The organism is Leifsonia poae (assembly GCF_050632195.1).
In the GTDB taxonomy this organism is placed as follows: Bacteria; Actinomycetota; Actinomycetes; order Actinomycetales; family Microbacteriaceae; genus Leifsonia; species Leifsonia poae_C.
The window spans coordinates 2,329,133-2,352,764 of sequence record NZ_CP192580.1; the positions used below are offsets into that span (position 1 = coordinate 2,329,133).

The following is a 23,632-nucleotide window of genomic DNA, read 5'->3' on the forward strand; positions in this document are numbered from 1 at the left end:
CGAAAAAGTTGACGCGTCACTCTTTCGGCGCGAGCGAGCGCCGTAGTTCGAGCAGTTTCAGGGCATCCGCCGCCATCTGACTCTGAGGGATGCGCCCCTGCTGCACCGCGGCGACGACCCCGTCGATCAGCGCATCCGGGTCCATGCCTGACGCTGCAGGGTCCGCGGGCAGCACGAACAGGAGCATCGTGTTGCCGGCCGCAATGGCCCGCACCGCGTTTTCGACGGGGTTCTGGTACTCGGGCAGGCGTGTGTCCTGAAGCATCCGCATGTCGTCGGTGATCGCGACTCCGTCGAATCCCAGCTGGTCGTTCAGGATGCGGTGCCAGGCGGGCGAGAGCGACGCCGGAACCCCGTCGACGGCGCTGTAGGTCAGATGCCCGAACATGACGAACTCCGCGCCCGCGGCGATACCTGCTTCGAACGGCGGCGCATCCTGAGCCCGCCACTGGTCAGCGGACACGCCCGTTGTCGGCACAGTGAGATGCGAGTCGGCATTGGTCTCCCCATGACCTGGAAAGTGCTTGAGCGTCGCGAAGACCGTGCCATGCTGACCAGCGACCGAGGCCGCTACCCGGGCCGCCGATTCGGACGGGGTCGTTCCGAGCACACGATCGTAGATGAACGACCGAGGGTTGGTCGTCACATCGGCGACGGTCCCGAAGTCGACCGAGACTCCCGCCTGCTTCAGCAGCGCGGAGCGCTGCTGAAAGGTCGACTGCGTCTCTGCGGGAGGCCGGTTCCTCAGGACGTTCGCGCCCGGCAGCGTGTCCCACGGCAGGCGGGTGACATCGCCGCCCTCTTCGTCGATGGCGATGAGGGGAGGCAATCCCGGATCCGTCGTCATCGCCGCGTTCTGAGCGGCCAGGGCATCCGGAGTTGGCGGGATGTTGTCGCCCATCAGGATCATGCCGCCGACCCCGTAGCGATCGACGAAGGCCCGGAGTGCGGCTCCGTCGGTACCCGGCTGGTGCAGCATGAAGAGACTGGCGACCTGCTGCCGCAGCGTCATGCTGTTCAGCTTCGTGCGGGCGTACGAAGTGACGGGATCGACCGTGGGAGTCGGTGTGGGCGGCGTCGCTGTGGCGGTGTGCGGCGAGCGATCCGGGCGTCCGGATGCGCCTGCCGCGCATCCGGAAGCAGCCAACGCCAGTACCAGGGCAGCACAAACCGCCGCAACAGTGCGTGCGCGACTCCGCGCCCTCGACAGCCTCATGGTTGTCCGAGCCTAACCGCCCGACCTGAAGACGCCGTGGCGTCGGGGACCTCAGCCTTTGACAGCGCCGCCCAGCCCTGCGCTACGCAGGAAGAGCCCCTGGAACACCAGGAACAGCACGATGGGGATGAGGGTGGAGATCGCCAGAGCCGCCAGATAGACATCGAGCTGAATGGCCTGTTGCAGGGTCGGAAGCCGCACAGACAACGGCTGGATCGCCGGATCGCGCAGCACGAGCAGCGGCCAGAGGTAGTCCTTCCACGCGGCGATGATCGCGAAGACCGACACCACGCCGAGGATCGGCTTGGACATCGGCAGCACGATCGACCAGAACAGTCGGAACGGACCGGCGCCGTCTGTGCGTGCGGCTTCGAAGATCTCGCGCGGCAGGTTGTCGAAGAACCGTTTGATGAGCACGACGTTGAACGCGCTCGCGCCCGCTGGCAACCAGACCGCCCAGAACGTGTTGATCAGCGACTGCCCGAGCAGCGGCGGGTTCAGGATGGTCAGGTACAGCGGCACGAGCAGCACCACCGACGGCACGAAGAGTGTCCCGAGAACCAGACCATAGATCACTTTGCCGTACTTGGGCCGGAGCACGCTGAGCGCGTATCCGGCCGTCGTGGCGACGAGGATCTGCATCGCCCACGAACCGAGGGCCACCCAGATCGTGTTCATGAACTGCACGTCGATGTGGACCGTCGACCAGGCCGTCGAGAGATTAGCCCAGTCGACACCGTTCGGGAACAACGCCATCGGCGTGCGCAGGGTGTCCTGCGTCGGGGTGATCGCCGACTTGGCCAGCCAGAGCAGCGGGCCGAGTCCGACGACGATGAGCGATACGAGCAGCACCGCGTGCACCGTCCGCGTTCCCCACCGGATGCCTGGGCGTCGAAGATCGGCGGTCGACAGGATGCCGCGATCAGCGCTCTCCTCGGCGCGCTTGGACTTGCGCCTCCGGCGCTTGCGACCGCCGGGCGAGCCCGGCGCGAGCCCGGAATCCTCGAGCTCGTCGGTCATCACGTTCATGACTTCGGGCGTGAAATCGGTCGAGGTGGTCAATTCTGGCTCCAGGACTTGGTGAGACGGAAGTACACGAGGGAAAGTACGGCCAGGAACGCCGCGAGCAGCAGGCTCAGCGCGGTCGCCGCGCCGTAGTCGCCGCCCAGACTGTTCTGGAACGCGTAGCGATAGATCAGCAGGAGCACCGTGACCGTCGAGTTCACCGGACCGCCGCCCGTGAAGAGGAAGGGCTCGAGGAACACCTGCGCCGTTCCGATGATCTGCAGGATGAGGGTGATCAGCAGGATGCCGCGCAGCTGCGGCATCGTCACGTGCCAGATCTTCTGCCAGATGTTGGCGCCGTCGACCTCCGCCGCGTCGTACAGCTCGGGTGCGACGCCCGTGATCGCGGCCAGGTAGATGATGATCGTGCCGCCCGCGGCCGCCCAGGTGGCCTCGACCACCAGCGACGGCATCGCCTGGGTCGCATCCTGGATCCACGGCTGGGGCGGGATGCCCACCCAGCCGAGGATCGTGTTGAAGACGCCCGTGGGACTCGCGTCGTAGAAGAACTTCCACAGCAGCACGGCCACCACGGGCGGAACCACCACCGGAAGGTAGGCGAGCGCGCTGTATAGCCCCTTCGCCCGCTTCACCTCGCTCATCAGAACGGCAGCGATCAGCGGGATCGGATAGCCAAGGATCAGGGCAAGGAGGGCAAACCATCCGGTGTTGCCGATCGCTGTCCAGAACAGCGGGTCGTTGACGACCTGCACGAAGTTATCCCAGCCGACGAAGGTCGGCGGGCTGACGAGGTTGGTGTGCTGAAAGCTCATCACCACGCTGCGCACGATGGGCCACCAGGAGAAGACGCCGAAGATGACCAGCATCGGCAGCAGGAAGAAGAGGTTGCTGAGACCTCCCCGCGCAGCCAGGTCATCGGGGTGCGTCTGGCCGCTTGTTTGCGCCCGGTGTGTGGTCTGCCGTCGGCGTTGGCCGGTCGGGGCCGGTCGATCGCTGTCATGGTGTGCGCTTTCTTGTCGAGGTCCATCGGGGGCCGTGGGATGCGGCCGAAGGCTGGCGGGGACGTCACGTCCCCGCCAGCCCGAGCTTCCGGCGTGCTGCCGGCTGCTACTTGTCGGCGTCGACCAGCTTCTGAATGTCGGAGTCGACCTTCGTCAGCAGGGCGTCGATGTCGGCGTTCTTATCCGTGAGCACGGCCTGCACGACCGAGTCGAGCGCTCCGTAGAGCTCCTGGGTGTGCTTGTTCGGCTCGGCGACGAGGTTGGTGTCGAAGATCTTGTCCGTGAACGGTGCGACGTTCTCGAGCGGGATGTTCACCTCGGGCGCGATCCACGACATCTGCTGGTCGTAGGTCGCCTTGTCGAACACGGGCAGCGTCGGAACGCCGACCGGCTGGTTCGAGGCGGCTAGCACCTTGGCGTCCGCGACGGCCTGCTTCTCGTCGAGCAGCTTCTGCATGTAGTAGAAGTCGATCCACTTGACCGCTGCCGCCTTCTGGGCGTCGCTCGACTTGGGGCTGACCGCGGCGACGTTACCGCCGACGAGCGCACCCGCATCCTTCGAGTCCGTCAGAGGAAGCGTGGTGATGCCGTAGTTCTTCGGGTCGACGTTGTTCTGCTGCACGAGTGCCGTCAGAACATCCGAACCGCTCGGGTACATCGCGATCTGACCGCCGCCGAAGGCCTGGTTGATACCGCTCCAGTCGAGCAGGAAGTTGCTGCCGGCTGCGTTGTCCACCCAGCGCACATCGTGCAGGAACTGCAGCGCATCCTTGGTCTGCGGGTTGTTCGCAGTGACCTTGGTCTTGCCGCCGTCCACCGTCTCCATCCGGCCGCCGCGAGCGTACGTCGCCGTGGTCAGCTCCCAGCCACCGGTGTTGCCCTGCGTCATCTGCATGTAGCCGGCGACACCGGGGACCTTCTCGGAGATGATCTTCGCGTCCTGGCGGACCTCATCCCACGTCGTCGGCGGTTTGTCAGGATCGAGGCCGGCCTGGGTGAAGATCGCGCGGTTGTATGACAGACCCATGGCGTACGGGCCGTACGGGATGCCGTAGATCTTGTCGCCCGACTTGGCGACGGCGATCACCTTCTCGTTGAATTTGTCTGCGTACGGGAGCTTGGCGACCTCGGACGTGATGTCCGCCAGCTGTCCGGCCTGCAGAAGAGCCTGCGAGTCGGTGAACGGCACATTGAAGACATCCGGCAGAGTGCCGCCGGCGAGCTGGGTCGAGAACGTCGGCCCCGTCCACTGGTACTCCTCGGACTTGATCACGATGTCGGGGTTCGCCTTCTCGAACTCCTTGACCCGATCGTCGAATGCCTTGAACGCTGCCTTGTCGCTGCCCGGGATCAGGCTCGCAACGGTGATGTGTGTTTTGCCGTCGTCGCCGCCGCTGCCGGAGCTGGAGCATCCGGCTAGCAGCCCGACACCGGCGATCGTCAGAGCTGCGATCGCGGCGACGGATCTTGGTGACCTCATTGTCGGTTCCTTTCGGTGATGGTGTGATGCGGGTGGTGCGGTGTCGCGGCTGGGGAGCCGCACGCTCCGGCGGCTAGTGCTGTGTTCTGAGCCACGCCGTGGAGTCCGGGGAAGCAGACCGCCGACGAGCGGACTGCTGCTCAGCAGGATGGCGACGTGCTCGGGCAGAGCGATCGCCTCCTGAGAGAGATTGGTGACGTTGAGGAAGCGCTCGCCTCGGGCGAAGACGAGCGTTCCCTTCGGCGCATCGCGCCACGACAGCGGGCCGTCGCCAAGACCGGCCTCGGCTCGACGGATGCGCAACGCCTGGCGATAGAGCCAGAGCATCGACGTCGCGTCGCTCTGCTCGGCCTCGACGGTGAGGTGCGACCACGCATCCGGCTGCGGAAGCCATGGTTCCGCGGCCGCGCCACTCGGGCTGAAGCCGAACGGCTGCTTCACGCCACGCCATGGCAGGGGTACCCGGCAACCGTCGCGCCCGGGGTCAACCCCACCGGAGCGGAAGTGCATCGGGTCCTCGAGTCGTTCCGCGGGCAGATCCTCGACCTCGGGCAGCCCGAGCTCGTCTCCCTGATAGATGTAGAGCGAGCCGGGAAGCGCTGCTGTCAGCAGCGCCGCCGCTCGCGCCCGACGCAGGCCGAGCGCAAGGTCGGTGGGCGTGCCGCTGCGCTTCTTCAGGAACGCGAACGAGGAGTCCTCCCGCCCGTACCGGGTGACGGGCCGGGTCACATCGTGGTTGGAGAGTACCCAAGTGCTCGGCGCTCCCACCGGAGCGTGCGCGGCGAGGGTCGCGTCGATCGATGCGCGCAGCTCGGCGGCATTCCACGGACGGGCGAGGAAGTCGAAGTTGAAGGCGGTGTGGAGCTCATCCGGTCGCAGGTACATGGCGAAGCGATCGATCTCGGGGAGCCAGATCTCGCCGACGAGCACGCGCGTTCCCGGGTACGAGTCGGCGATGCTTCGCCAGTCGCGGTAGATGTCGTGCAGCTCGTCGCGGTCCTGGTTCGGGTGCTCGCCCGGCCCCGGATGCTCGGGCACCTCGGGCAGCGCATCGTCCTTGACCAGCAGCGCGGCCGAGTCGATGCGCACGCCGGCGACACCGCGGTCGAACCAGAACTTGAGGATGGACTCGTGCTCGGCACGCACGTCCGGGTGGTTCCAGTTGAGGTCGGGCTGCTGTGGGGTGAACAGGTGCAGATACCACTCGCCGGGCGTGCCGTCGGGGTTCGTCGTGCGGGTCCAGGTCTCACCCGAGAAGTTCGAGACCCAGTCGGTCGGCATCCGGTCGCCGTTCTCGCCGCGACCGGGGCGGAACCAGAAGCGTTCGCGCTCCGGCGAGCCGGGCTCAGCCGCAAGTGCCGCCTGGAACCACGGGTGCTGATCCGAGATGTGGTTGGGGACGACGTCGATGATCGTCCGGATGCCCAGGGCCAGCGCCTCCTGGATCAGCGCCTCTGCCTCGGCCAGGTCCCCGAACGCGGGATTGATCTTGCGATAGTCGGCGACGTCGTATCCGCCGTCCGCGAGCGGGGACTCGTACCACGGCGTGAACCAGATCGCGTCGACCCCGAGCTCTCGCAGGTAACCGAGGTGCTGCCGGACGCCGGCCAGGTCGCCGACTCCGTCGCCGTTGCCGTCCGCAAAACTGCGGATGTAGATCTGGTAGATCACGGCACTGCGCCACCAGAGCGGATCGCCCTGCGAGGGAACGAGCTTCGAGGCCGCAGCCTGCGGCGCTGCGACGGGCGCAGTCGGTGTCGGCTGAGCGGCGAGCACGGGGAGGTCCACTCGGAGTCCTTACGCATCGGGCGACCCCGCGGAATGAGCCCGGTGGTCGACGGTTCGGTCGTCGACGCGCGGCGGCCAACCCTCGGCGCCGTCGTCGTCGGGCCAAAAGTAGCGTTAAGGACAGATCAACGCAAGAACTCAACAATGAGTAATTTGTTTGCGTACATTTGCGCTGAATTGCGTAACAATTACGACACGGGGGCCGGTCCCGTCGAGCCGCGAACCACCAGTTCGGGCTCGAAGAAGAGCTCATCCGAGATCGCGGAATCGCTCGAGATCTGACGCAGCAGCAGCTCGATGATCGTGCGTCCCATCGGCTCGATCGGCTGGCGGACCGTCGTGAGCGGCGGCTCAGTGCAGTTCATCAGGGCAGAGTCGTCGTAACCGACGATCGACACATCCTGAGGCACAGAGAGACCAGCCCGGCGAACAGCCCGGATCGCGCCGAGCGCCATGGGATCGCTGGCGCAGACGATCGCTGTCACGCCGACGTTGAGCAGCCGCGTCGCCGCCGCCTGCCCGGCCTCGAGGGAATAGAGGGAGTGGACGATCCAGTCGTCGTCCAGGCGCACACCCCATCCATCGAAGACTCGGCGCGCGGCCGCCAGTTTCCGTTGCGACGGAACGTGATCGCGCGGCCCGAGCAACAGCCCGATCCGCTCGTGCCCGAGCGAACGCAGGTGATTGAGGGCCTGGGATGTCGCCACCGTGTCATCACAGGAGACCGTGGCGAAGTCCAGCTCGGCGACGGGTGCGTTGACGAGAACAGTCGGAAGGTTGAGGTCGGTGAGGCGTCTGTAGTGGTCGTGCGATGCATCCTGCTGCGCGTACGCCCCACCGACGAACACGACGCCGGACACCTGCTGCTGCAGGAGAAGCTCGACGTAGTCGGACTCAGAGATCCCGCCGGCCGTCTGCGTGCAGAGCACCGGCGTGTAGCCGTTCTGGGCGAGCGCTCCCCCGATCACTTCGGCGAACGCGGGGAAGATCGGGTTCTGCAACTCGGGCAGCACCAGGCCCACCAGCCGAGCCCGCTCTCCGCGGAGCTTGCTCGGCCGTTCGTAACCGAGGACGTCGAGCGCCGTGAGCACGGCCTGGCGGGTCGCCTCTGAGACGCCGGGTTTCTCGTTGAGCACCCGGCTGACTGTTGCTTCACTGACCCCGACCTTGCGAGCGACCTCCGCGAGACGTTTCGACATGCGCTCAGCATACGCAATTCCTTGCAAGAGCACGCAAGTCTTTTACAATTGCCCCGTTCGGCCTACCATTGCGAGCATGGCGAACAAGGCGACTGCACTCCTGCTCGCCAGCCATCCCGGTCCGACGGTCGTCGTGACGGTCGTCGCCACCGTGCTCGGGATCGGGCTCGGCTACTCCCCGGGCGGCTCGCTATCCTCGCGCTCGCCATTCTCTGCGGGCAATTGTCGATCGGCTGGTCCAACGACTGGCTCGACGCGGCTCGGGATGCGGCCGTGAAGCGATCGGACAAGCCCGCTGCCCGCGGTGCGATCGGAGTCGGGATCGTGCGTGCCGCCGCCTTCATCGCACTTGCCGCAGCGCTGCTCGTCACGGCCCTCCTCGGCCCCCTCGCCGTCGCGGCACACGTCGTGGCCATAGCCGGCGGCTGGGCGTACAACCTCGGCCTCAAGTCGACAGTCGTCTCATTCGTGCCCTTCGCGATCAGCTTCGGGCTGTTGCCCGCCATCGCGACTCTTGGTCAACCCGAGCCCGCCTTTCCCGCGCCGTGGGTGTTCGCCGCCGGAGCATTGCTCGGCGTCGCCGCCCACGTGACCAACGTTCTGCCGGACCTCGCCGACGACGACGCCACGGGCATCCGGGGTCTCCCCCATCGAATCGGCGCTGTGCCCAGCGGGCTGCTCGCATTCGCTTGCCTGGCTGTCGCCACGATCGCAATCACCTTCGGCCCGGGCTGGCCACCGCGCCCCCTGCTGATCGTCGGCCTGATCATCGGTCTTGCGATCACAGCGCTCGGTGTCGTGCTCTTGCTCCGTGGAACGCCCACACGACTGCTCATGCAGCTGATCATGACCTGCGCCATCGTCGACGTGGTCATGCTCGCTCTGGCAGGTCAGTCCATCGTCGTCTGAATCGGGGCCGCAGCGGGCTCTCGGTTCCGGATGCCCACCGCCGACACGAGACCGCCGGCGATCATGAGCGCCGCCGTGCAGATCAGCGCCCGATCGAAGCCCACCCGGTCGAGGTGCTGCCCCACGATGAGTCCCGCCATCGCCACCGTGAGCAGGCCGGCAATTCGCGAGACAGCATTGTTGACGGCCGAACCGATGCCGGCCTGCGCCGGGTGGATGGCCCCGAGGATCGCCGATGTGAGCGGCGCCACCGTGATGGACAGCCCGACGCCGAACAGGAGAACGGCCGGCAGCAGGTGAAGCCAGAAGCTGGCCTCAGCCCCCATCGTCAGCAGCCAGAGGAAGCCGAGCGACGCGATGATCGGTCCGACGGCCATGAACAAGCGCGGACCGTACTTTCCCGCAAGTCCGCCGAAGAGACCCGAGAGCAGCAGCATGCACAGTGTCGAGGGGATGAAGACCAGGCCTGCCTGAATGGCCGTGAACCCGATCACCTGCTGCAGGTAGAGCGTCACCATCAGCGGACCGAACGCCAGGGCCCCATAGACGAGTGCGGTCGCTAGGTTGCCGACCCAGAAGTTGTGCACCTTGAACAAGCCGAGCGGAAGCATCGGCTGCTTGACCCGCGTCTCCGTGAAGAAGAACGCGGCCAAGCAGAGCAATCCGAGAACCAGAGGGATGAGCACCCGCGGGCTCGCGAATCCGTAGACTCCCTGCTCGATCAGCGCATAGACGGTGCCCGCTAGACCGATCGATCCGAACACCGCGCCGTATACATCGATGTGGCCGCCCGTGCCCTTGTCCTCCTGCTTGAGCGTGAGCATCACAGCCAGCGTCACCGCGATCGGCAGGACGTTGATCACGAAGATCCAGCGCCACGAGAGCGTATCGACGAAGATCCCGCCGAGCAGGGGTCCGGCGATCATTGCGATACCCGTCAGAGCCGTCCAGCGTCCGATCGCCTTGGCCTGCGCGGCCCCGGAGAACGTGGAGATGATCAGCGCCAGGGAGCTGGGCACCAGAAGTGCGCCCGCGATGCCTTGCAGGCCTCGGGCAACGACGAGGAAAACACCCGAGGGGGCGAATGCGCACAGCAGCGAGGTGATCCCGAAACCGATCAAGCCGACGTAGAGCACCCGCTTGCGGCCGAACACGTCCGAGAGCGAACCCGCGAGCAGGATGAACGAACCCAAGGTCACGAGGTACGCGTCGACGACCCATTGCTGCAGCGGGAGCCCGCCGCCGAGATCCTCGGAGATCGCCGGTAACGCCACATTGATGACCGCACCGTCGAGGAAAGCCACAAAACTGGAGAGGATCGCGACGATCAGAACCCGACGTTGGAGCGACGTCATACGCGCGCTGGGGGCAGTCTTACTCTCCGTCATGCTCTCAGTTAACGGTGAGCACGCTGGTATGGCAACTGCAGCAGGCTTTCAGCGCAGAATCCGTCAGTTGTTTCCCTTTGTGCAGGTCTGCTGCGCGGCCGTCTGGCCGGTGATCGAGGGCGGGAGTGCGACGGCCGTGGAGGTCGGGGCCGGGGTCGCCGGCGCCGCCGGGGTCGCAGGGGTAGCGGGGGCGACCGGAGGCGTGGTCGGCGTCGGAGTCGTCGTCGCGTTCGGATCCTGCGCAGCACGGCCCGTGGTGCCGGTCAGCACGACCGGGACATCCTGAACGAGAGCGTTGCTCAGCGCTGTCGCGGCGGCCTTGGCCGGCACCACCCGGTTCACGTCGTTCGGGTCGGTGACCGACGGGTACTGCACGAAGACGACGTTATCCAGGCCCGTGTCCTTGAGGGCGAGACCGATCTGCACCATGGTCGTCAGGTCGAGGGTGTCGGAGAGCTTCATGTTCGCAGTGGCCGCCTTGGCCAGACCGTACAGCTGCAACGGGTTGCCGAGAACTCCGCCCGAGACGACCTTGCGGGCGAGCGCAGAGAGGAACACCTGCTGGTTGCTGATGCGCCCGAGGTCGCTACCGTCGCCGACACCGTGTCGACTGCGCAGGAACGAGAGCGCCTGATCGCCTACCAGCACGTTCTCGCCCGTCGGAAGATTCAGCGGCGGGTTCGTATACTTGTCCTTCACCGGCGTCGCCAGGCATACGGAGACGCCGCCGACCGCTGTCGACATCGCACTCACGCCTGAGAAGTTGATCTCTGCGGCGTACGGGATCGTGACTCCGGTGAGCTTCTGCACCGTCAACGCGACACAGGGCACCCCTGCACGCGACAGCGCCGTGTTGAACTGCGCATAGCTCGTGCCGCCGATCGTTCCCTTGCCGTTGAGGGCCGGGCAGCTCGGGATGGCGACCATCAGGTCACGCGGAAAGCTCACGACCATCGCGCTCTTGTGATCCTGAGCGATGTGCAACAGCATCGTGACGTCGTTGTTGCCGGCGCCGGAGCTCGCATTCTGCTCGGCCCGCGAGTTGTAGATGCCGCCGAGTCCTTCACGGCTGTCCGTGCCCGTGATCAGCAGGTTCACGCCACCGTCGATCGCGGCGACGCTCGGAATCACCTCGGTCTTTCCCGCCGTCTTCGTCCCCGGTACTGAGGCGGCCAGGTGGATGGTCGGCTTGACCGAGCGTGTCACATCCCAGACCGCGTATGCCGCAATGGATGTCGTGCTGACGACGAGCACAGCGACCGCGGCGGCGAGCACCTTCGCAACCGTGCCGACCGCGCGGCGCCGAGGCAGACGACCGTGCCGAATAGCGGTCGCTCCGGGCGCGCGCTGGTGCCGGCGTGGCTGATCGGTCATCGAACGTATCCCTTGGGCTGAGAGTGCGGCTGCGCAGAAGTTTACTGCACACCTGTTTGGTAAGCCGCGCTATCGCGTGCCCAATCACGGGGACACGACGATGGTCATCCTCACGCTCGCGTGGCACACTGGCTGGATCGACAAGGAGGTCATCGTGGCCGAAAAGACGAACGCCGGTATCCGCGGAATCAGCACGGTCGGCATCCCGGTGAGCGATCAGGATCGGGCTCTCGCCTTCTATCGCGACGTGCTCGGCTTCGAGGTGCTCGTCGACGCGCCTCTCCCGCAGCTCGGTGCCCGCTGGATCATGCTGGCTCCATCCGGCGCGGACGTCTCGATCTCTTTGGTCGCCACCTCCGACGACGCGCTCGTCGGTGTGGAGACCGGCATCCGTTTCTCGAGCCCGGATGCTGAGGCGACCTATGGTGTGCTCAAGGCCGGCAACGTGGATGTGGGCGAGTTCATGCGCTGGCCGGGTGTTCCGCCGATGTTCGCCGCGAGCGACCCCGACGGCAACCGCTTCGAGATCGTCGAGGGCTAGAGCGGCGCTGAATGCTTGCGTTGCCCGCGTCCAGCCGTCGCACTACCGTACGATTTGACGCGTCTTTCTGAACGAAGTCGACACGCGACCGACCGGAGGACAGTTGGCTGTTCTTTTGTGCCTTTCTCTCTCGGCCCTGAGCGTGCTCACATGGTCAGGCAGCTTGTGGGAGTGGTTTATGCGCGGCTCTGCTCGCCCCAGAGGGCTTCTTTACCTAGCCTGGTCGTCCGAGATACTGGCCTTGACGGGAGCGCTGCTGCTTCCTGGTCTGATGATGATGCGGATGAAAACGCTGGACCAGAGCTTCGGCGTCCTTCTCGGCTGGCTGGCTGTCGCGGGCTTCTTCGCGTGGTTCTCGACCCGCCTTCGCGGCTTGAGATGGCCGCCGCTGTTGATCGCTGCGGGAGCTGCGCTCTTAGGTGCGCTTGTCGGTTTCGGGGTTCAGTGCGGAGTCCACGGCACTTGGATAAGTGTGGGTATTTATCTCTTGGCGGTGACTGTAGCGATCGGGTGCGGGCTCGCCCTTTTAGTCCAATTGCGGCAGATGCGCGGCTGACAACCGCGGTGGCGCCTCCTCAGGCAGACGCCCACGCCCGGTTAACGAAAGAGGGCCAACTTCCGCATGATCACACGGCAGTTGGCCCTCTGTTGGTGGATCTGAGGGGACTCGAACCCCTGACCCCCTGCATGCCATGCAGGTGCGCTACCAGCTGCGCCACAGACCCAGAAAGTCGTTCTCGATCTCTCGAAGACAACTCATCCAGCGTACTACATCAAGTCCCGCAGCAAAAACGGACGTCGCCGACCGGGCGTGTCCGCCCAGTCGAACGCCGTCGTCGAAGTGCGCAGTCGAACTACTCAGTCGAACAGCTCGCTGAGCCAGTTCTCCTTCTTCTTGCGGTACGGGTACTGCTGCCGGTTGTCCGGATGCTGCTGCCGAGCGTCGTACGGCTGTTGCACCGGATGCGCCTGCTGCTGGGCAGGCACCGCGTAGTGCGGCTGGGCCGTCACGCCCGCAGACTGCGATCGATCGATGATCTTGTCGAGTTCGCCGCGGTCGAGCCAGACTCCCCGGCAGTCCGGGCAATAGTCGATCTCGATACCGTTGCGCTCGCTCATCACGAGGGTGGCGTTGTCGGTGGGACACTTCATCGGCAGCTCCATTCAGTTCGTCCGATCAGTAGATCAGCCGAGCATGAGAGAACTCTCAGGCGAACCCGGGAGAAGGCCGAGGATCGTCTAGTCGGCGGTCTCGTGAACGGGAAGCTGCAGCGGAACGACCGGGCAGTCCTTCCAGAGTCGCTCGAGCGAGTAGTACATCCGGTCCTCTTCATGGAAGACGTGGACCACGAGGTCGCCGAAGTCGAGAAGGACCCAACGTCCCTCTGCCTTGCCCTCGCGACGCAGGGTCTTCACTCCGGCATCGTTCAGCTGGTCTTCGATCTCACCGGCGATCGCGACCACGTTGCGCTCGACCCGTCCACTGGCGAGCAGGAAGATGTCGGTCAGGGGCAGCGGTCCTGAGACGTCGAGGGCCACCAGGTCTTCGGCGCCCTTCGAGTCGGCCGCTTTCGCGGCGAGCTGCAGGATCTCGCGGGCGCGGTCGGATGCGGTCACAGGTGGTTCTCCCTGGAGGGTTCGGGTGAGGCGGTCGGTGTCTGAGAGATGATCAGAACACATTCAAGACGTAGGCCGCGACGAGAAGGCCGATCACGCCGACGGCGAGTACCGCGGCCGTGATCGAGAGGATGACGGGAAGGCGCGTGCCACGCTTCTTCGGAGGCGTGATCACTCCCCTCGTCGAGGTGTGCGTGCTGATGGCACGGGAAGCGCGTACCGGCGCGACCTCTGAGGTGTTGAACTCGTTCTCTTCGCCGTCGAGCAGACGGTCGATGTCGGAGGAGTCGATCCGGTCGGGGTGAGCGCCGGTCGAACCGAGCCCGCGGGGAAGGTCGATCGACCCCGTGACGAGAATCTCGCCCGTGCTCGTCAGCGGACCGGTCGCATCCGCCGTCGGCAGAGTCGGGAGGATGAGCGCGTTCGTCGTGGTCGCAGACCCCGACGTGCCGACACTGCGGGTGATGATCTGATCGAACTGCTGGTTCTTGTCATCGAGTTCGGCGGCGGTCGACCAGTGACCGACGGGCGGCTGGTAGGGCGCACGCTCGCCATCGGTCTCATCGACGGCGGGCTCTGCGGCCACAGGCGCTTCGGTCGCCGGCGAAGGAGCTGCCGACACAGATGTCTGGGGAGCTTCGTCATCGGGCGTGAAGACCGGTGGCGTGTAAGCGGTAGGCGCTGCCGGCACCGCCGACGAAGGCGTCACAGGCGCGAAAGGCCATGCCGACGGTGCGGCGGAGTCGCTCTCGCTCGTCGGCGTCTGGGCGGCCTGAGCCGCGGCTGGCTGGGTCCCGACGGCGGACGTCGAGGTCGGCTGCTCGCTCGACGGCGTGAACGTGATCGGCACGATGGATTCGATGTGCCCGGCCTGCTGGTTAGCCTCCTGGGCCTGCTGCATCGCCCGCATCTCCCGGCGGGTCAGGATGCGCTCGCCACTCGCGGCGGCAGGTGCGGCCGTCGGAGCTGCTGTCGGCGCAGGGCGAGGAACCTCCGGCACCACCGAGACCGGGGTCGTCACCGGCTCGACGCTTCCAGGCGGGGGCACCTGGCGGAAGAGGTCGGTGTCAGACGCAGGAGCGGGCTGTTCGGACGATTCGGGAGCCAACAGCGCATCGAAGGACGAACCGTAGGTGGGAAGGTTCGGTCGTGAGGGCGCCGAGACGCCAGGCTCTGCGAAGGCAGTGGCCGGGATCGCGGGCTGTTCGCCGGTGACCGGCCCGCTGGGAGCCGTCGCCTCTTTGTCTTTCGAGTTCTCGGGGCTGCCGGCCTGGCGGCCGGCCGAGAACGTGAACGGCGTGTTCACGATGGGGATCTCGCCGGCCGGGGTCGGCTCGGCGGTTCCCGCTCGACGGGATGCCTGCCCAGCGGCCTTCTGCTCCGCGGAACGCTCGTTCTCGCGTGCCTGTCGCCGTGTCTGTGGCGGCGGGTCTTGCCACAAAGTCATGCCACACTCCGATACAGATGGTGTTTGGAGATGTATTGAACAACGCCGTCCGGAACCAAATACCAGACGGGAAATCCCCTGCTCACCCTTGTCCGGCAGTCGGTTGACGAGATCGCCAGGGCCGGAACTTCCAACAAGCTTACGTCTTGCTGGGGTAATCCAGAAATACTCAGGTCATGTCCCGGACGACTCACAGCGACGAAATGGGCGAGATCCCAGAGCTCCTGAACGTCGCGCCAGCTGAGGATCTGAGCGATCGCATCCGCGCCGGTGATGAAGAAAAGCTCGGCTTCCGGGCGCGCCTCGTGAAGATCGCGAAGCGTGTCGATGGTGTACGTCGGACCCTCGCGGTCGATGTCGACCCGGCTCACCGTGAACCTGGGGTTCGCCGCGGTGGCGATGACGGTCATGAGGTAGCGGTGCTCCCCCGTGCTGACAGCAGCGCCCTTCTGCCAGGGCTGCCCGGTGGGCACGAAGATGACCTCGTCGAGGTCGAACGATTGCGCGACCTCACTGGCGGCGACCAGGTGGCCGTGGTGAATCGGATCGAACGTGCCGCCCATCACCCCGACCCTCGGTCGGCGCTTCTCCGTCAGCTCCATACGCGGGGCGGGTCAGTGTCCCTGGCTGGGGTGACCGTCGCCGTGGTGCGTCGCGCCGGGCGCTGCAGCGTGGGCTGCGGCTCCGGGGCCCGCCTTGTGGCTGTGACGGTTGGCCACATCCCGGTAGCTCCAGATGACGATCGCGAGCACGAAGAAGATGGCGAGAGCAATGGCTCCGTACGCCCACGTCGGCATGGGAAGCTCCACGTGGGTCTCAGCCAGCACGGCCGTCAAGTGTGTCATCGGGATCAGTCCTTTCTCGGCGCGTACGCCCGCAAAACAGTCTAGTGGTGGGTCAAGGGCGGATCTGGCCCGACCCGCGGACGATCCATTTCGTGCTCGTCAGCTCGGGAAGCCCCATCGGACCGCGCGCGTGCAGCTTCTGGGTGGAGATGCCGACCTCGGCTCCGAAGCCGAATTCCGCTCCGTCGGTGAAGCGGGTGGACGCATTCACCATAACCACGGCCGAGTCGACCTCTGCCAGGAAGCGTTCGGCGTTGGCAAGGTCGTTGGTGATGATGGACTCGGTGTGCTGCGTCGAGTAGCGACGGATGTGCGCGATCGCCTCGTCGAGCGAGTCCACGATCTTCACCGAGATGTCGAGGCTCATGTGCTCGGTGGCCCAGTCCTCTTCGGTGACGGGCACAGCGGTCGGGGCGAGTCGAAGTGCGCGCTCATCGGCGTGGACGGTGACGCCCGCATCCGTCAGCGCCGTGATGACCGCAGGCAGAACCCGGTCCGCCGCTGCCGAGTGGACGAGCAGGGTCTCTACTGCATTGCAGACGCTCGGTCGTTGCACCTTGGCGTTGCGCACAATGTCGACGGCCCAGTCTTCGCGGGCGCTCTCATCGAGCACGATGTGGACGACACCGGCACCTGTCTCGATCACCGGCACTGTCGACTCGGTCACGACCGTACGGATGAGGTCGGCGCTGCCGCGCGGGATCAGCACGTCGACGTATCCGCGCGCACGCATCAGCTCGGTCGCGCCTGCACGACCGAATTCGTCGATGGTCTGCACAGAGCCTGCTGGGAGTCCTGCATCCTGAAGCGCCTCGCCGATAACCTCGACCAGAACGCGGTTGGTGTTGATGGCAGCGCTGCCACCGCGCAGAACGGCCGCGTTGCCGCTCTTCAGGGCGAGCGCGGCGATGTCGATCGTGACGTTCGGGCGCGCTTCGTAGATCGCTCCCACGACGCCGAACGGCACACGCACCTGCGTGATCTTCATCCCATTCGGAAGGGCGCTCCCCGCACTGCTTCACCGACAGGATCGGTGAGCGCGGCAACCTCGAGCACGGCGGCCGCCAGACCGTCCAACCGTGCGACGTTCAGCGTGAGGCGATCGATCAGTCCCGTCGACAGCCCGTTCTCCCGGCCGTTGGCCAGATCGAGCTCATTGGCCTCCAGGATGCGCGGAGCCGACTCCCCGAGCCGACGAGCGATCGCGCGCAGTGCCGCGTTCTTCTGATCGGTGTTCGCCGTCGCAAGGGCGAGTGACGCCTCTTTCGCCGCAGCGAGCTTGTCGACGAGCTCGACCCCGTCAAGTGTGGTCTGGGACATGCGACAAGTTTAGAGGGTTCGCACGGAGGCGCCCGCGGGAGCGAACCAGGTTCCGACCGGCGCTCCGCTCAGCGCCTCGTCGACCAGCGAGGTGGCTGTGAGGATGACCGCCGTGCCCTGCTCGGCTGCTTGACGCGCCGCCGATACCTTGGTCAGCGCCCCGCCCGTGCCGAGTCCCGACAGACCGGTCGAACCGATCTCGACGCCTTCGAGCGCGTCGTCGTACGCCACTTCGGTGATCCGCTCGGCGCCGGGCTCCTGCGGGGGCTTCGTGTAGAGCGCGTCCACATCCGAGAGCAGTACGAGCAGGTCGGCCTCGACGAGGAGCGCGACGAGGGCCGCCAGCCGGTCGTTGTCACCGAACCGGATCTCGTGGGTCGCCACCGTGTCGTTCTCGTTGACGATGGGAAGGATGCGCAGGTGGAGCAGCCTCTCCATCGCGCGCTTGGCGTTCGTGCGGTGCGTCGGATTCTCCATATCGCCCGCCGTGAGCAGAACCTGCCCCGCGACGATCTCGTACCGGTCGAGGCTGTCTTGATACCGGTAGATCAGCACGTTCTGGCCCACGGCCGCCGCTGCCTGCTGAGTCGCCAGATCGGTCGGCCGACCGTCGAGCTGCAGGTACGGGATGCCCGTGGCGATCGCACCGGACGACACCAGGATCACCTGGGATCCCCGCCCGTGCGCCGCAGCCAGGGCATCGACCAACGGACCGATCTGCCCGGCATTGTCTCCACTGATGGAAGACGAACCCACTTTGACGACGATGCGTCTTGCGGAGGGCACCTGGCTGCGGTCGTCGATGGTCATTCGGCGTCGGTCTCCTTGGTGTCGCCCTGCCCGCTGTCGGCGAGATCGTCGTCGTCATCGCCGAGATCGTCGACCCAGAGACCCGCTTCGCGCTCGCGCAGCAGTTCGGCGCGGGCCTCGGCCTTGGCGTCCATCCGGTCGAAGTAGTCGGCCCGGCGCTGGTCGCGCGTCGGACGGTTGTTGCCGTCGAAGCGCGCATCCGTGCCTCGGGGCGAGGTCATCAGCTCGGCCGTCGAGGTGAGCGTCGGCTCCCAGTCGAAGACCACGCCGTTGTCGCGGCCGATGACCACGGTCGAGCCGGCGATCGCGCCGGCCTTGAACAACTGGTCTTCGACGCCGATCTTGGCGAGCCGGTCCGCGAGGAATCCGACGGCCTCGTCGTTGGCGAAGTCGGTCTGGGCGACCCAGCGCTCCGGCTTGGCGCCCAGGATGCGGTAGACGGGCCCGTCGGAGCCGCCCTCGACCTTGACGATGAACGAGGAGTCATCCACGGCCTTCGGACGGATCACGATGCGCGGGCGCAGAGCCTCGGCGGCGACCTGCTCGGCGCGGGCGGTCTCGACGACCTCGGCCAGGGCGAACGACAGCTGACGGAGACCCTCGTGGCTCACGGTGGAGATCTCGAACACCTTGTACCCGCGGGCCTCGAGATCGGGGCGCACGAACTCCGCGAGCTCACGGGCCTCGGGCACATCGATCTTGTTGAGAGCGATGAGCTGCGGCCGCTCGAGCAGAGGGATCTGGCCTTCGGGCACCGGATACGCGGCGAGCTCACCGAGGATGACGTCGAGATCGGTCAGCGGGTCACGACCGGGATCGAGCGTCGCGCAGTCGAGCACGTGCAGCAGCGCGCTGCAGCGCTCGACGTGACGGAGGAATTCGAGGCCGAGGCCCTTTCCTCGCTCGCGCCCTCGATCAGTCCGGGGACATCGGCGACGGTGTAGCGTACCTCGCCCGCCTGCACGACACCGAGGTTCGGGTGCAGCGTAGTGAACGGATAGTCGGCGATCTTCGGCTTGGCGGCGCTCATCGCCGCGATCAGGCTGGACTTTCCGGCCGAGGGATAGCCGACGAGTGCGATGTCGGCGACGGTCTTCAGCTCGAGGAGGACATCGCCCTCCCAGCCGGGCGTGCCGAGAAGGGCGAATCCGGGGGCCTTGCGCTTCTGGTTGGCCAGCGCAGCGTTTCCGAGCCCGCCGATGCCGCCGGGAGCGACCACGAATCGGATGCCCGGCTCGCTCATGTCGATCAACTCGGTGCCGTCGGCGTCCTTGACGACCGTTCCGACGGGGACCGGCAACTCGAGCTCGACGCCGGTGTAGCCGCTGCGGTGGTCGCCCATCCCGAAGCCGCCGTTGTCGGACGAACGGTGCGGTGCGCGGTGATAGCCGAGCAGTGTGGTGACCTGCGGGTCGGCCACGAGGACGATGTCGCCGCCGTTGCCGCCGTTGCCACCGTCGGGGCCGGCGAGGGGCTTGAACTTCTCGCGTCGGACCGAGACGCATCCGTTGCCGCCGTGACCGGCGCGCAGGTGCAACGTCACGTTGTCCACGAACGTTGCCATGATGCTCCTACTGGTTTCTGCTGCGTGTAACTATCGAAAACGCGGATGGGCGGGCCGAAGCCCGCCCATCCGGAAGAGTGCTCGTGAAACGAGAGGTCTTAGACCCCGGCCGCCACGATGTTGACGACCTTGCGGCCGCCCTTGGTGCCGAACTCCACCGAACCGGCGGCGAGGGCGAACAGCGTGTCGTCGCCGCCACGGCCGACGTTGACGCCGGGGTGGAAGTGGGTGCCGCGCTGGCGGACGATGATCTCGCCGGCGCCGACGACCTGACCGCCGAAGCGCTTCACGCCGAGGCGCTGTGCGTTCGAGTCACGACCGTTGCGAGTGGAGCTCGCTCCCTTTTTGTGTGCCATCTGCTTCTTCTCCTAAGCCTGTACTCGACCGCGTTACTTGATGCCCGTGACCTTGACGCGCGTGAGCTCCTGACGGTGGCCCTGGCGCTTCTTGTACCCGGTCTTGTTCTTGAACTTCTGGATGACGATCTTCGGGCCACGGAGGTCGTTGAGAACCTCGGCGGTGACCTTCACCTTGGCGAGCGACGTCGCGTCGGAGGTGATCTTGTCGCCGTCAACAAGCAGCACAGCAGCCAGCTCGACGTTGCCATCTTTGTTGGCCTTGATGCGGTCCATCGTCACGATGGTGCCGACCTCGACCTTTTCCTGGCGGCCACCGGCGCGCACAACTGCGTAAACCACTTTACGTACCTTTTCTCTGGGGAACAGCTCCCCTGGCTCACTGCGAGCCCTGGACCTGGTCCTACTGTCTTTGTGTTCAGGAAGTTACTGGTGAGCCCGACCCTGCACTGCAATGACTTCACTGCGGTACGGATGCGGCTCTCAGAAAACCATGGCGCTCATGCGGACGGCGTCCAACACACACCAACGGCCAACTTTACCCGATGCCCCACACCCGGTCAAACTGAGTCACAGGCGATTCGGATGGGGGTTCGGTCCGCGCCGACGTCGGCAACGGTTCCTACAATCATTGTATGACGGTCCTGATCGATCCCCCGGCATGGCCCGCCCACGGCATGTTGTGGTCCCACCTCGTCAGCGATGACTCGCTCGATGAGCTCCATGCGTTCGCCGAGGCGAATGGAATCGCACCGCGTGCGTTCGATCTCGATCATTACGACGTGCCCGACAGACGCCACGACGAACTCGTCGCCGCAGGGGCGACGCCTGTGAGCGGCAAGGAGCTCGTGCGCCGGCTGCGCGCGAGCGGACTACGCATCAAGGCGCGGGATCGAGTGCGCAAGCACTGATCCCGCGCCTTGACAGCGGCGTTATCGCGGTCCTCGCCTACTCCTCGGGCTCGGTGCGGTTGATCTCGGGAGCGACGGATCCGCCCGCGATGGCAGCGGTGCTGACCCGCCGACTGCGGCTGCGTCCCTGACCGGGCTCCTTCGGCTGCGGCAGCGCCTCGAGAACGGAGTCGAGCAGCTGCTCGGCATCCTTGGCCTTCGGGCGACGGGATGCGGGCACGGAGACGACAGGGATGTCGAGCAGCGTGAGTGGGGCCTCCGTCTCGCCTGCGGCCGCGGAGCCCGTTGCGGGCTCAGCCGCTACCGACGCCGACTCCGACCCGGCGGACGAAGGCGCCGCCGACTCGGCCGGCTGCCTGTCCTTCTTCGCGCCGCTCTTGCGGCGTGACTTCTTGGGCGACTCTTCGGCCGGCGCGGCAGCCTCGGCGGCGACGTGCTTGCCGTGCGCGGTCTCCTCCGCGGCGGTGGGCGCCTCGGTCGTCGAAACCGGCTCGCTCTGCTCGTGGCCGTGCTCGCTCTCGTGAGCGTGCGCGGCGAGCGTGCTGGCGGCGATCTGCGCGAGAGCGCTCTTGGCGTCGTCGGTGATGGCGTGGGTGGCACCGGTTGCGTGTCCGTTGCCCGCGCCGTTGCCGTTCGACGAGCCGTTGCCGTTCGACGAGCCGTTCGCTCCCCCGCTCGACTGCTGCTGCCCGCCACGACCGCGACGGCGCTCGTTCTGCGGCTGCTGCTGCGGCTGGCGGTGCTTCACGACGGGGTCGTGGTGAACGATCACGCCACGGCCGGCGCAGACCTCGCAGGCCTCGCTGAAGGTCTCGAGCAGGCCGAGGCCGAGCTTCTTGCGTGTCATCTGCACGAGACCGAGCGAGGTGACCTCCGCCACCTGGTGCTTGGTGCGGTCACGGCTGAGGCACTCGATCAGGCGACGGAGCACGAGGTCGCGGTTCGACTCGAGCACCATGTCGATGAAGTCCACGACGATGATGCCGCCGATGTCGCGCAGCCGCAGCTGGCGCACGATCTCCTCGGCCGCCTCCAGGTTGTTCTTGGTGACCGTCTCCTCGAGGTTTCCGCCGGAGCCGACGAACTTGCCGGTGTTGACATCGACGACGGTCATCGCTTCGGTGCGGTCGATGACGAGCGAGCCGCCCGAGGGCAGCCACACCTTGCGGTCGAGCGCCTTCTCGATCTGCTCCGTAATGCGGAACTCGTCAAACGCATCCCTGTCACCCTGGTAGGTCTCTACCCGGTCGAGAAGGTCGGGAGCAACCTGCCGCAGGTACATCTCGATGGTGGCCTGAGCATCCGAACCCGCGATGATCAGCTTCTGGAAGTCCTCATTGAAGACATCCCGAACGATCTTGATGAGAAGGTCGGGCTCGCTGTGCAGCAGTGCAGGCGCGTTGACCGTCTCGACCTGCTTGGAGATGTCGGCCCACTGCGCGGTGAGGCGGGTGACGTCGAGCGTCAGCTGCTCCTCGGTCGCGCCCTCGGCGGCCGTGCGCACGATCACGCCGGTGTTCTCCGGAAGCACCTCTTTGAGGATCTTCTTGAGACGTGCGCGCTCCGTGTCGGGCAGCTTGCGGCTGATCCCGTTCATCGACCCGTTCGGCACGTAGACGAGGTAGCGGCCAGGAAGCGAGACCTGGCTGGTGAGACGGGCGCCCTTGTGGCCGACCGGGTCCTTGGTGACCTGCACCAGGACGCGGTCGCCCGGCTTCAGCGCGAGCTCGATGCGACGCGGCTGGTTGCCGGTCTCGGCGGCATCCCAGTCGACCTCGCCGGAGTAGAGCACGGCGTTGCGCCCGCGACCGATGTCGACGAAGGCCGCCTCCATGCTCGGAAGCACGTTCTGAACGCGACCGAGGTAGACGTTGCCGATGAGCGACGCCTCCTGCGACTTCGCGACGTAGTGCTCGACCAGCACCTTGTCTTCGAGCACGCCGATCTGGATGCGGCCGTTCTTCTCACGCACGATCATCTGACGGTCGACGGATTCGCGGCGCGCGAGGAACTCGGCCTCGGTGATCACCGGACGTCGACGGCCGGCGTCACGACCGTCACGACGGCGCTGCTTCTTCGCCTCGAGCCGGGTAGATCCCTTGACGCGCTGCGGCTCGGTGATCAGTTCGGGCTCGCGCGGAGCGCGCACCTTGACGACCGTGTTGGCGGGGTCGTTGGAACCGCTACGGTTCTCCTCGCCGGCGCGACGACGCGAACGACGGCGGACCGATCCACCCTCGTCGTCATCGCGGTCGTCGCTCGGGAGCGGCGGAAGCGGCTTGATGTCGGGCGCCTGGAACAGCAGTGTCGTCGGCGGCAGGCCGGGGATGAGCTGGGCCGTCTGGACGACGACCTCCTGCACCTCCGCCGGGGTCTCCTGCTGGTCGACCTGCGCGGCCTGGTCGGATTCTGGACTGGTCGTCTGCACGATCTGGGGCTCCTCGGTCTGCGGCGCGCCCGTCTGGGGCTCAGCCGCGACGGGCTGGTCGATCACGGCCGGACGCTCTTCCGCGGCGGGCGCGGCAGACGTCGTCACAGCAGCGGCGGGCGGGGCGATCGGGGCCTTCTTCGCGCTCTTGCGCGAACCGAAGAGGCGTGACCTCTTCTTCGGTGCCCCCTCTGCGCCTTCCGTTCCGTTGACCTGGTTCTTATCGGTATTTTCGTTTTCCACCATCGCTGGTGCACTCCTCGACCGGCGCGGTTCCCCGCACTCCGGGTACTCTCCGTAGGCGGATTCGCCGCTCGCGCGTCGTATCCGCAATTCTCCATATGTGCGACCGGCTCGTGGCTCTGATCGCACTTTCTCGATGTCGTTTCGACCGGCCACCTGGACCGGTCCG

Annotated in this window: 20 protein-coding genes, 1 tRNA gene and 3 pseudogenes; 4 read left to right on the forward strand and 20 right to left on the reverse strand. The window is 66.3% G+C overall.

Annotated elements, in window-relative coordinates; translation table 11 throughout:
- Nucleotides 1-16: 16 nt before the first annotated feature.
- The 6 genes and pseudogenes from ACQ86A_RS11790 to ACQ86A_RS11815 form a co-directional block, all read right to left on the reverse strand.
- Nucleotides 17-1,216: a glycoside hydrolase family 3 N-terminal domain-containing protein gene (locus ACQ86A_RS11790; RefSeq protein ID WP_431277241.1), complete on the reverse strand. Its 1,200-nt coding sequence runs from the start codon at nucleotides 1,214-1,216 to the stop codon at nucleotides 17-19.
- 51 nt (nucleotides 1,217-1,267) lie between these two features.
- Nucleotides 1,268-2,278 carry a carbohydrate ABC transporter permease gene (locus ACQ86A_RS11795; protein WP_431277242.1) on the reverse strand — a complete coding sequence of 337 codons (1,011 nt, stop codon included), beginning with the start codon at nucleotides 2,276-2,278 and terminating at the stop codon, nucleotides 1,268-1,270.
- A complete protein-coding gene (locus ACQ86A_RS11800; RefSeq protein WP_431277243.1) occupies nucleotides 2,275-3,108 on the reverse strand; it encodes a carbohydrate ABC transporter permease in 834 nt (277 codons plus the stop codon). Before ACQ86A_RS11800 ends, ACQ86A_RS11795 begins: the two co-directional genes overlap by 4 nt.
- A 241-nt stretch (nucleotides 3,109-3,349) precedes the next feature.
- Nucleotides 3,350-4,723 (reverse strand): extracellular solute-binding protein, encoded by a 1,374-nt coding sequence (locus ACQ86A_RS11805; RefSeq protein WP_431277244.1) that lies wholly within the window; start codon nucleotides 4,721-4,723, stop codon nucleotides 3,350-3,352.
- A gap of 73 nt (nucleotides 4,724-4,796) precedes the next feature.
- Nucleotides 4,797-6,394 (reverse strand): annotated as a pseudogene (locus ACQ86A_RS11810) (glycoside hydrolase family 13 protein).
- A gap of 305 nt (nucleotides 6,395-6,699) precedes the next feature.
- Nucleotides 6,700-7,710, reverse strand: coding sequence for a LacI family DNA-binding transcriptional regulator (locus ACQ86A_RS11815; RefSeq protein WP_431277245.1), 1,011 nt, complete (start codon nucleotides 7,708-7,710; stop codon nucleotides 6,700-6,702).
- Between the two features lie 222 nt (nucleotides 7,711-7,932).
- On the opposite strand from ACQ86A_RS11815, the gene ACQ86A_RS11820 reads away from it, so the two are divergent.
- Nucleotides 7,933-8,619 (forward strand): UbiA family prenyltransferase, encoded by a 687-nt coding sequence (locus ACQ86A_RS11820; RefSeq protein WP_431277246.1) that lies wholly within the window; start codon nucleotides 7,933-7,935, stop codon nucleotides 8,617-8,619.
- On the opposite strand, the gene ACQ86A_RS11825 is transcribed toward ACQ86A_RS11820, so the two are convergent.
- Together ACQ86A_RS11825 and ACQ86A_RS11830 are read right to left on the reverse strand one after the other, a co-directional pair.
- On the reverse strand, nucleotides 8,601-10,007 hold the full coding sequence (locus tag ACQ86A_RS11825; protein ID WP_431277247.1) for an MFS transporter: 1,407 nt from the start codon (nucleotides 10,005-10,007) through the stop codon (nucleotides 8,601-8,603). The two genes, ACQ86A_RS11820 and ACQ86A_RS11825, sit on opposite strands and share 19 nt — an antisense overlap.
- Before the next feature lie 63 nt (nucleotides 10,008-10,070).
- The gene (locus tag ACQ86A_RS11830; RefSeq protein ID WP_431277248.1) at nucleotides 10,071-11,381 is read right to left on the reverse strand and encodes an LCP family protein; all 1,311 of its coding nucleotides are present in this window, start codon (nucleotides 11,379-11,381) and stop codon (nucleotides 10,071-10,073) included.
- A 100-nt stretch (nucleotides 11,382-11,481) separates the two neighbouring features.
- Between ACQ86A_RS11830 and ACQ86A_RS11835 the strand changes: the two genes are divergently transcribed.
- Together ACQ86A_RS11835 and ACQ86A_RS11840 are read left to right on the forward strand one after the other, a co-directional pair.
- A complete protein-coding gene (locus tag ACQ86A_RS11835; protein WP_431277249.1) occupies nucleotides 11,482-11,922 on the forward strand; it encodes a VOC family protein in 441 nt (146 codons plus the stop codon).
- Between the two features lie 241 nt (nucleotides 11,923-12,163).
- Nucleotides 12,164-12,478 (forward strand): hypothetical protein, encoded by a 315-nt coding sequence (locus tag ACQ86A_RS11840; RefSeq protein WP_431277250.1) that lies wholly within the window; start codon nucleotides 12,164-12,166, stop codon nucleotides 12,476-12,478.
- Nucleotides 12,479-12,571: 93 nt separating this feature from the next.
- Here ACQ86A_RS11840 and ACQ86A_RS11845 read toward each other — a convergent pair.
- The 11 genes and pseudogenes from ACQ86A_RS11845 to rplU form a co-directional block, all read right to left on the reverse strand.
- A tRNA-Ala gene (locus tag ACQ86A_RS11845) sits at nucleotides 12,572-12,647 on the reverse strand.
- Nucleotides 12,648-12,780: 133 nt separating this feature from the next.
- Complete coding sequence (locus ACQ86A_RS11850; RefSeq protein ID WP_431277251.1) at nucleotides 12,781-13,074, reverse strand: zf-TFIIB domain-containing protein; 294 nt, start codon at nucleotides 13,072-13,074, stop codon at nucleotides 12,781-12,783.
- An 87-nt stretch (nucleotides 13,075-13,161) separates the two neighbouring features.
- Complete coding sequence (rsfS, locus tag ACQ86A_RS11855) at nucleotides 13,162-13,539, reverse strand: ribosome silencing factor (RefSeq protein ID WP_431277252.1); 378 nt, start codon at nucleotides 13,537-13,539, stop codon at nucleotides 13,162-13,164.
- A gap of 52 nt (nucleotides 13,540-13,591) precedes the next feature.
- Entirely contained in the window at nucleotides 13,592-14,986 is a 1,395-nt protein-coding gene (locus tag ACQ86A_RS11860; protein ID WP_431277253.1) for a hypothetical protein, read from the reverse strand.
- Nucleotides 14,983-15,588: a nicotinate-nucleotide adenylyltransferase gene (nadD, locus tag ACQ86A_RS11865; RefSeq protein WP_431277254.1), complete on the reverse strand. Its 606-nt coding sequence runs from the start codon at nucleotides 15,586-15,588 to the stop codon at nucleotides 14,983-14,985. The genes ACQ86A_RS11860 and nadD overlap by 4 nt, the downstream gene beginning before the upstream one ends.
- 12 nt (nucleotides 15,589-15,600) lie before the next feature.
- Nucleotides 15,601-15,831 (reverse strand): hypothetical protein, encoded by a 231-nt coding sequence (locus ACQ86A_RS11870; RefSeq protein ID WP_431277255.1) that lies wholly within the window; start codon nucleotides 15,829-15,831, stop codon nucleotides 15,601-15,603.
- A 52-nt stretch (nucleotides 15,832-15,883) separates the two neighbouring features.
- A pseudogene (locus ACQ86A_RS11875) lies at nucleotides 15,884-17,151 on the reverse strand (glutamate-5-semialdehyde dehydrogenase).
- Between the two features lie 9 nt (nucleotides 17,152-17,160).
- Entirely contained in the window at nucleotides 17,161-17,961 is an 801-nt protein-coding gene (proB, locus tag ACQ86A_RS11880) for a glutamate 5-kinase (protein ID WP_431277256.1), read from the reverse strand.
- A pseudogene (gene obgE, locus ACQ86A_RS11885) lies at nucleotides 17,958-19,525 on the reverse strand (GTPase ObgE). Before obgE ends, proB begins: the two are co-directional and overlap by 4 nt.
- Nucleotides 19,526-19,623: 98 nt before the next feature.
- Nucleotides 19,624-19,881 carry a 50S ribosomal protein L27 gene (gene rpmA / locus ACQ86A_RS11890; protein WP_431277257.1) on the reverse strand — a complete coding sequence of 86 codons (258 nt, stop codon included), beginning with the start codon at nucleotides 19,879-19,881 and terminating at the stop codon, nucleotides 19,624-19,626.
- A 33-nt stretch (nucleotides 19,882-19,914) separates the two neighbouring features.
- On the reverse strand, nucleotides 19,915-20,223 hold the full coding sequence (gene rplU / locus ACQ86A_RS11895) for a 50S ribosomal protein L21 (protein WP_431277258.1): 309 nt from the start codon (nucleotides 20,221-20,223) through the stop codon (nucleotides 19,915-19,917).
- Between the two features lie 293 nt (nucleotides 20,224-20,516).
- Here rplU and ACQ86A_RS11900 point away from each other — a divergent pair, with 293 nt between their 5' ends.
- Nucleotides 20,517-20,792: a DUF4031 domain-containing protein gene (locus ACQ86A_RS11900; protein WP_431277259.1), complete on the forward strand. Its 276-nt coding sequence runs from the start codon at nucleotides 20,517-20,519 to the stop codon at nucleotides 20,790-20,792.
- Nucleotides 20,793-20,829: 37 nt separating this feature from the next.
- Here the strand turns inward: ACQ86A_RS11900 and ACQ86A_RS11905 are convergent, their stop codons facing one another.
- Nucleotides 20,830-23,466, reverse strand: coding sequence for an Rne/Rng family ribonuclease (locus ACQ86A_RS11905; RefSeq protein WP_431277260.1), 2,637 nt, complete (start codon nucleotides 23,464-23,466; stop codon nucleotides 20,830-20,832).
- Nucleotides 23,467-23,632: the final 166 nt, after the last annotated feature.

Coding starts and splice junctions, on each gene's coding strand:
- ACQ86A_RS11825 (WP_431277247.1), bottom strand. CDS start 10,007: ATGACGGAGAGTAAGACTGCCCCCAGCGCGCGTATGACGTCGCTCCAA.
- proB (WP_431277256.1), bottom strand. CDS start 17,961: ATGACCATCGACGACCGCAGCCAGGTGCCCTCCGCAAGACGCATCGTC.
- ACQ86A_RS11800 (WP_431277243.1), bottom strand. CDS start 3,108: ATGCTGGTCATCTTCGGCGTCTTCTCCTGGTGGCCCATCGTGCGCAGC.
- ACQ86A_RS11870 (WP_431277255.1), bottom strand. CDS start 15,831: ATGACACACTTGACGGCCGTGCTGGCTGAGACCCACGTGGAGCTTCCC.
- ACQ86A_RS11900 (WP_431277259.1), top strand. CDS start 20,517: ATGACGGTCCTGATCGATCCCCCGGCATGGCCCGCCCACGGCATGTTG.
- ACQ86A_RS11805 (WP_431277244.1), bottom strand. CDS start 4,723: ATGAGGTCACCAAGATCCGTCGCCGCGATCGCAGCTCTGACGATCGCC.
- rpmA (WP_431277257.1), bottom strand. CDS start 19,881: ATGGCACACAAAAAGGGAGCGAGCTCCACTCGCAACGGTCGTGACTCG.
- ACQ86A_RS11860 (WP_431277253.1), bottom strand. CDS start 14,986: ATGACTTTGTGGCAAGACCCGCCGCCACAGACACGGCGACAGGCACGC.
- ACQ86A_RS11830 (WP_431277248.1), bottom strand. CDS start 11,381: ATGACCGATCAGCCACGCCGGCACCAGCGCGCGCCCGGAGCGACCGCT.
- nadD (WP_431277254.1), bottom strand. CDS start 15,588: ATGGAGCTGACGGAGAAGCGCCGACCGAGGGTCGGGGTGATGGGCGGC.
- ACQ86A_RS11905 (WP_431277260.1), bottom strand. CDS start 23,466: ATGGTGGAAAACGAAAATACCGATAAGAACCAGGTCAACGGAACGGAA.
- ACQ86A_RS11850 (WP_431277251.1), bottom strand. CDS start 13,074: ATGAAGTGTCCCACCGACAACGCCACCCTCGTGATGAGCGAGCGCAAC.
- ACQ86A_RS11790 (WP_431277241.1), bottom strand. CDS start 1,216: ATGAGGCTGTCGAGGGCGCGGAGTCGCGCACGCACTGTTGCGGCGGTT.
- ACQ86A_RS11835 (WP_431277249.1), top strand. CDS start 11,482: ATGGTCATCCTCACGCTCGCGTGGCACACTGGCTGGATCGACAAGGAG.
- ACQ86A_RS11815 (WP_431277245.1), bottom strand. CDS start 7,710: ATGTCGAAACGTCTCGCGGAGGTCGCTCGCAAGGTCGGGGTCAGTGAA.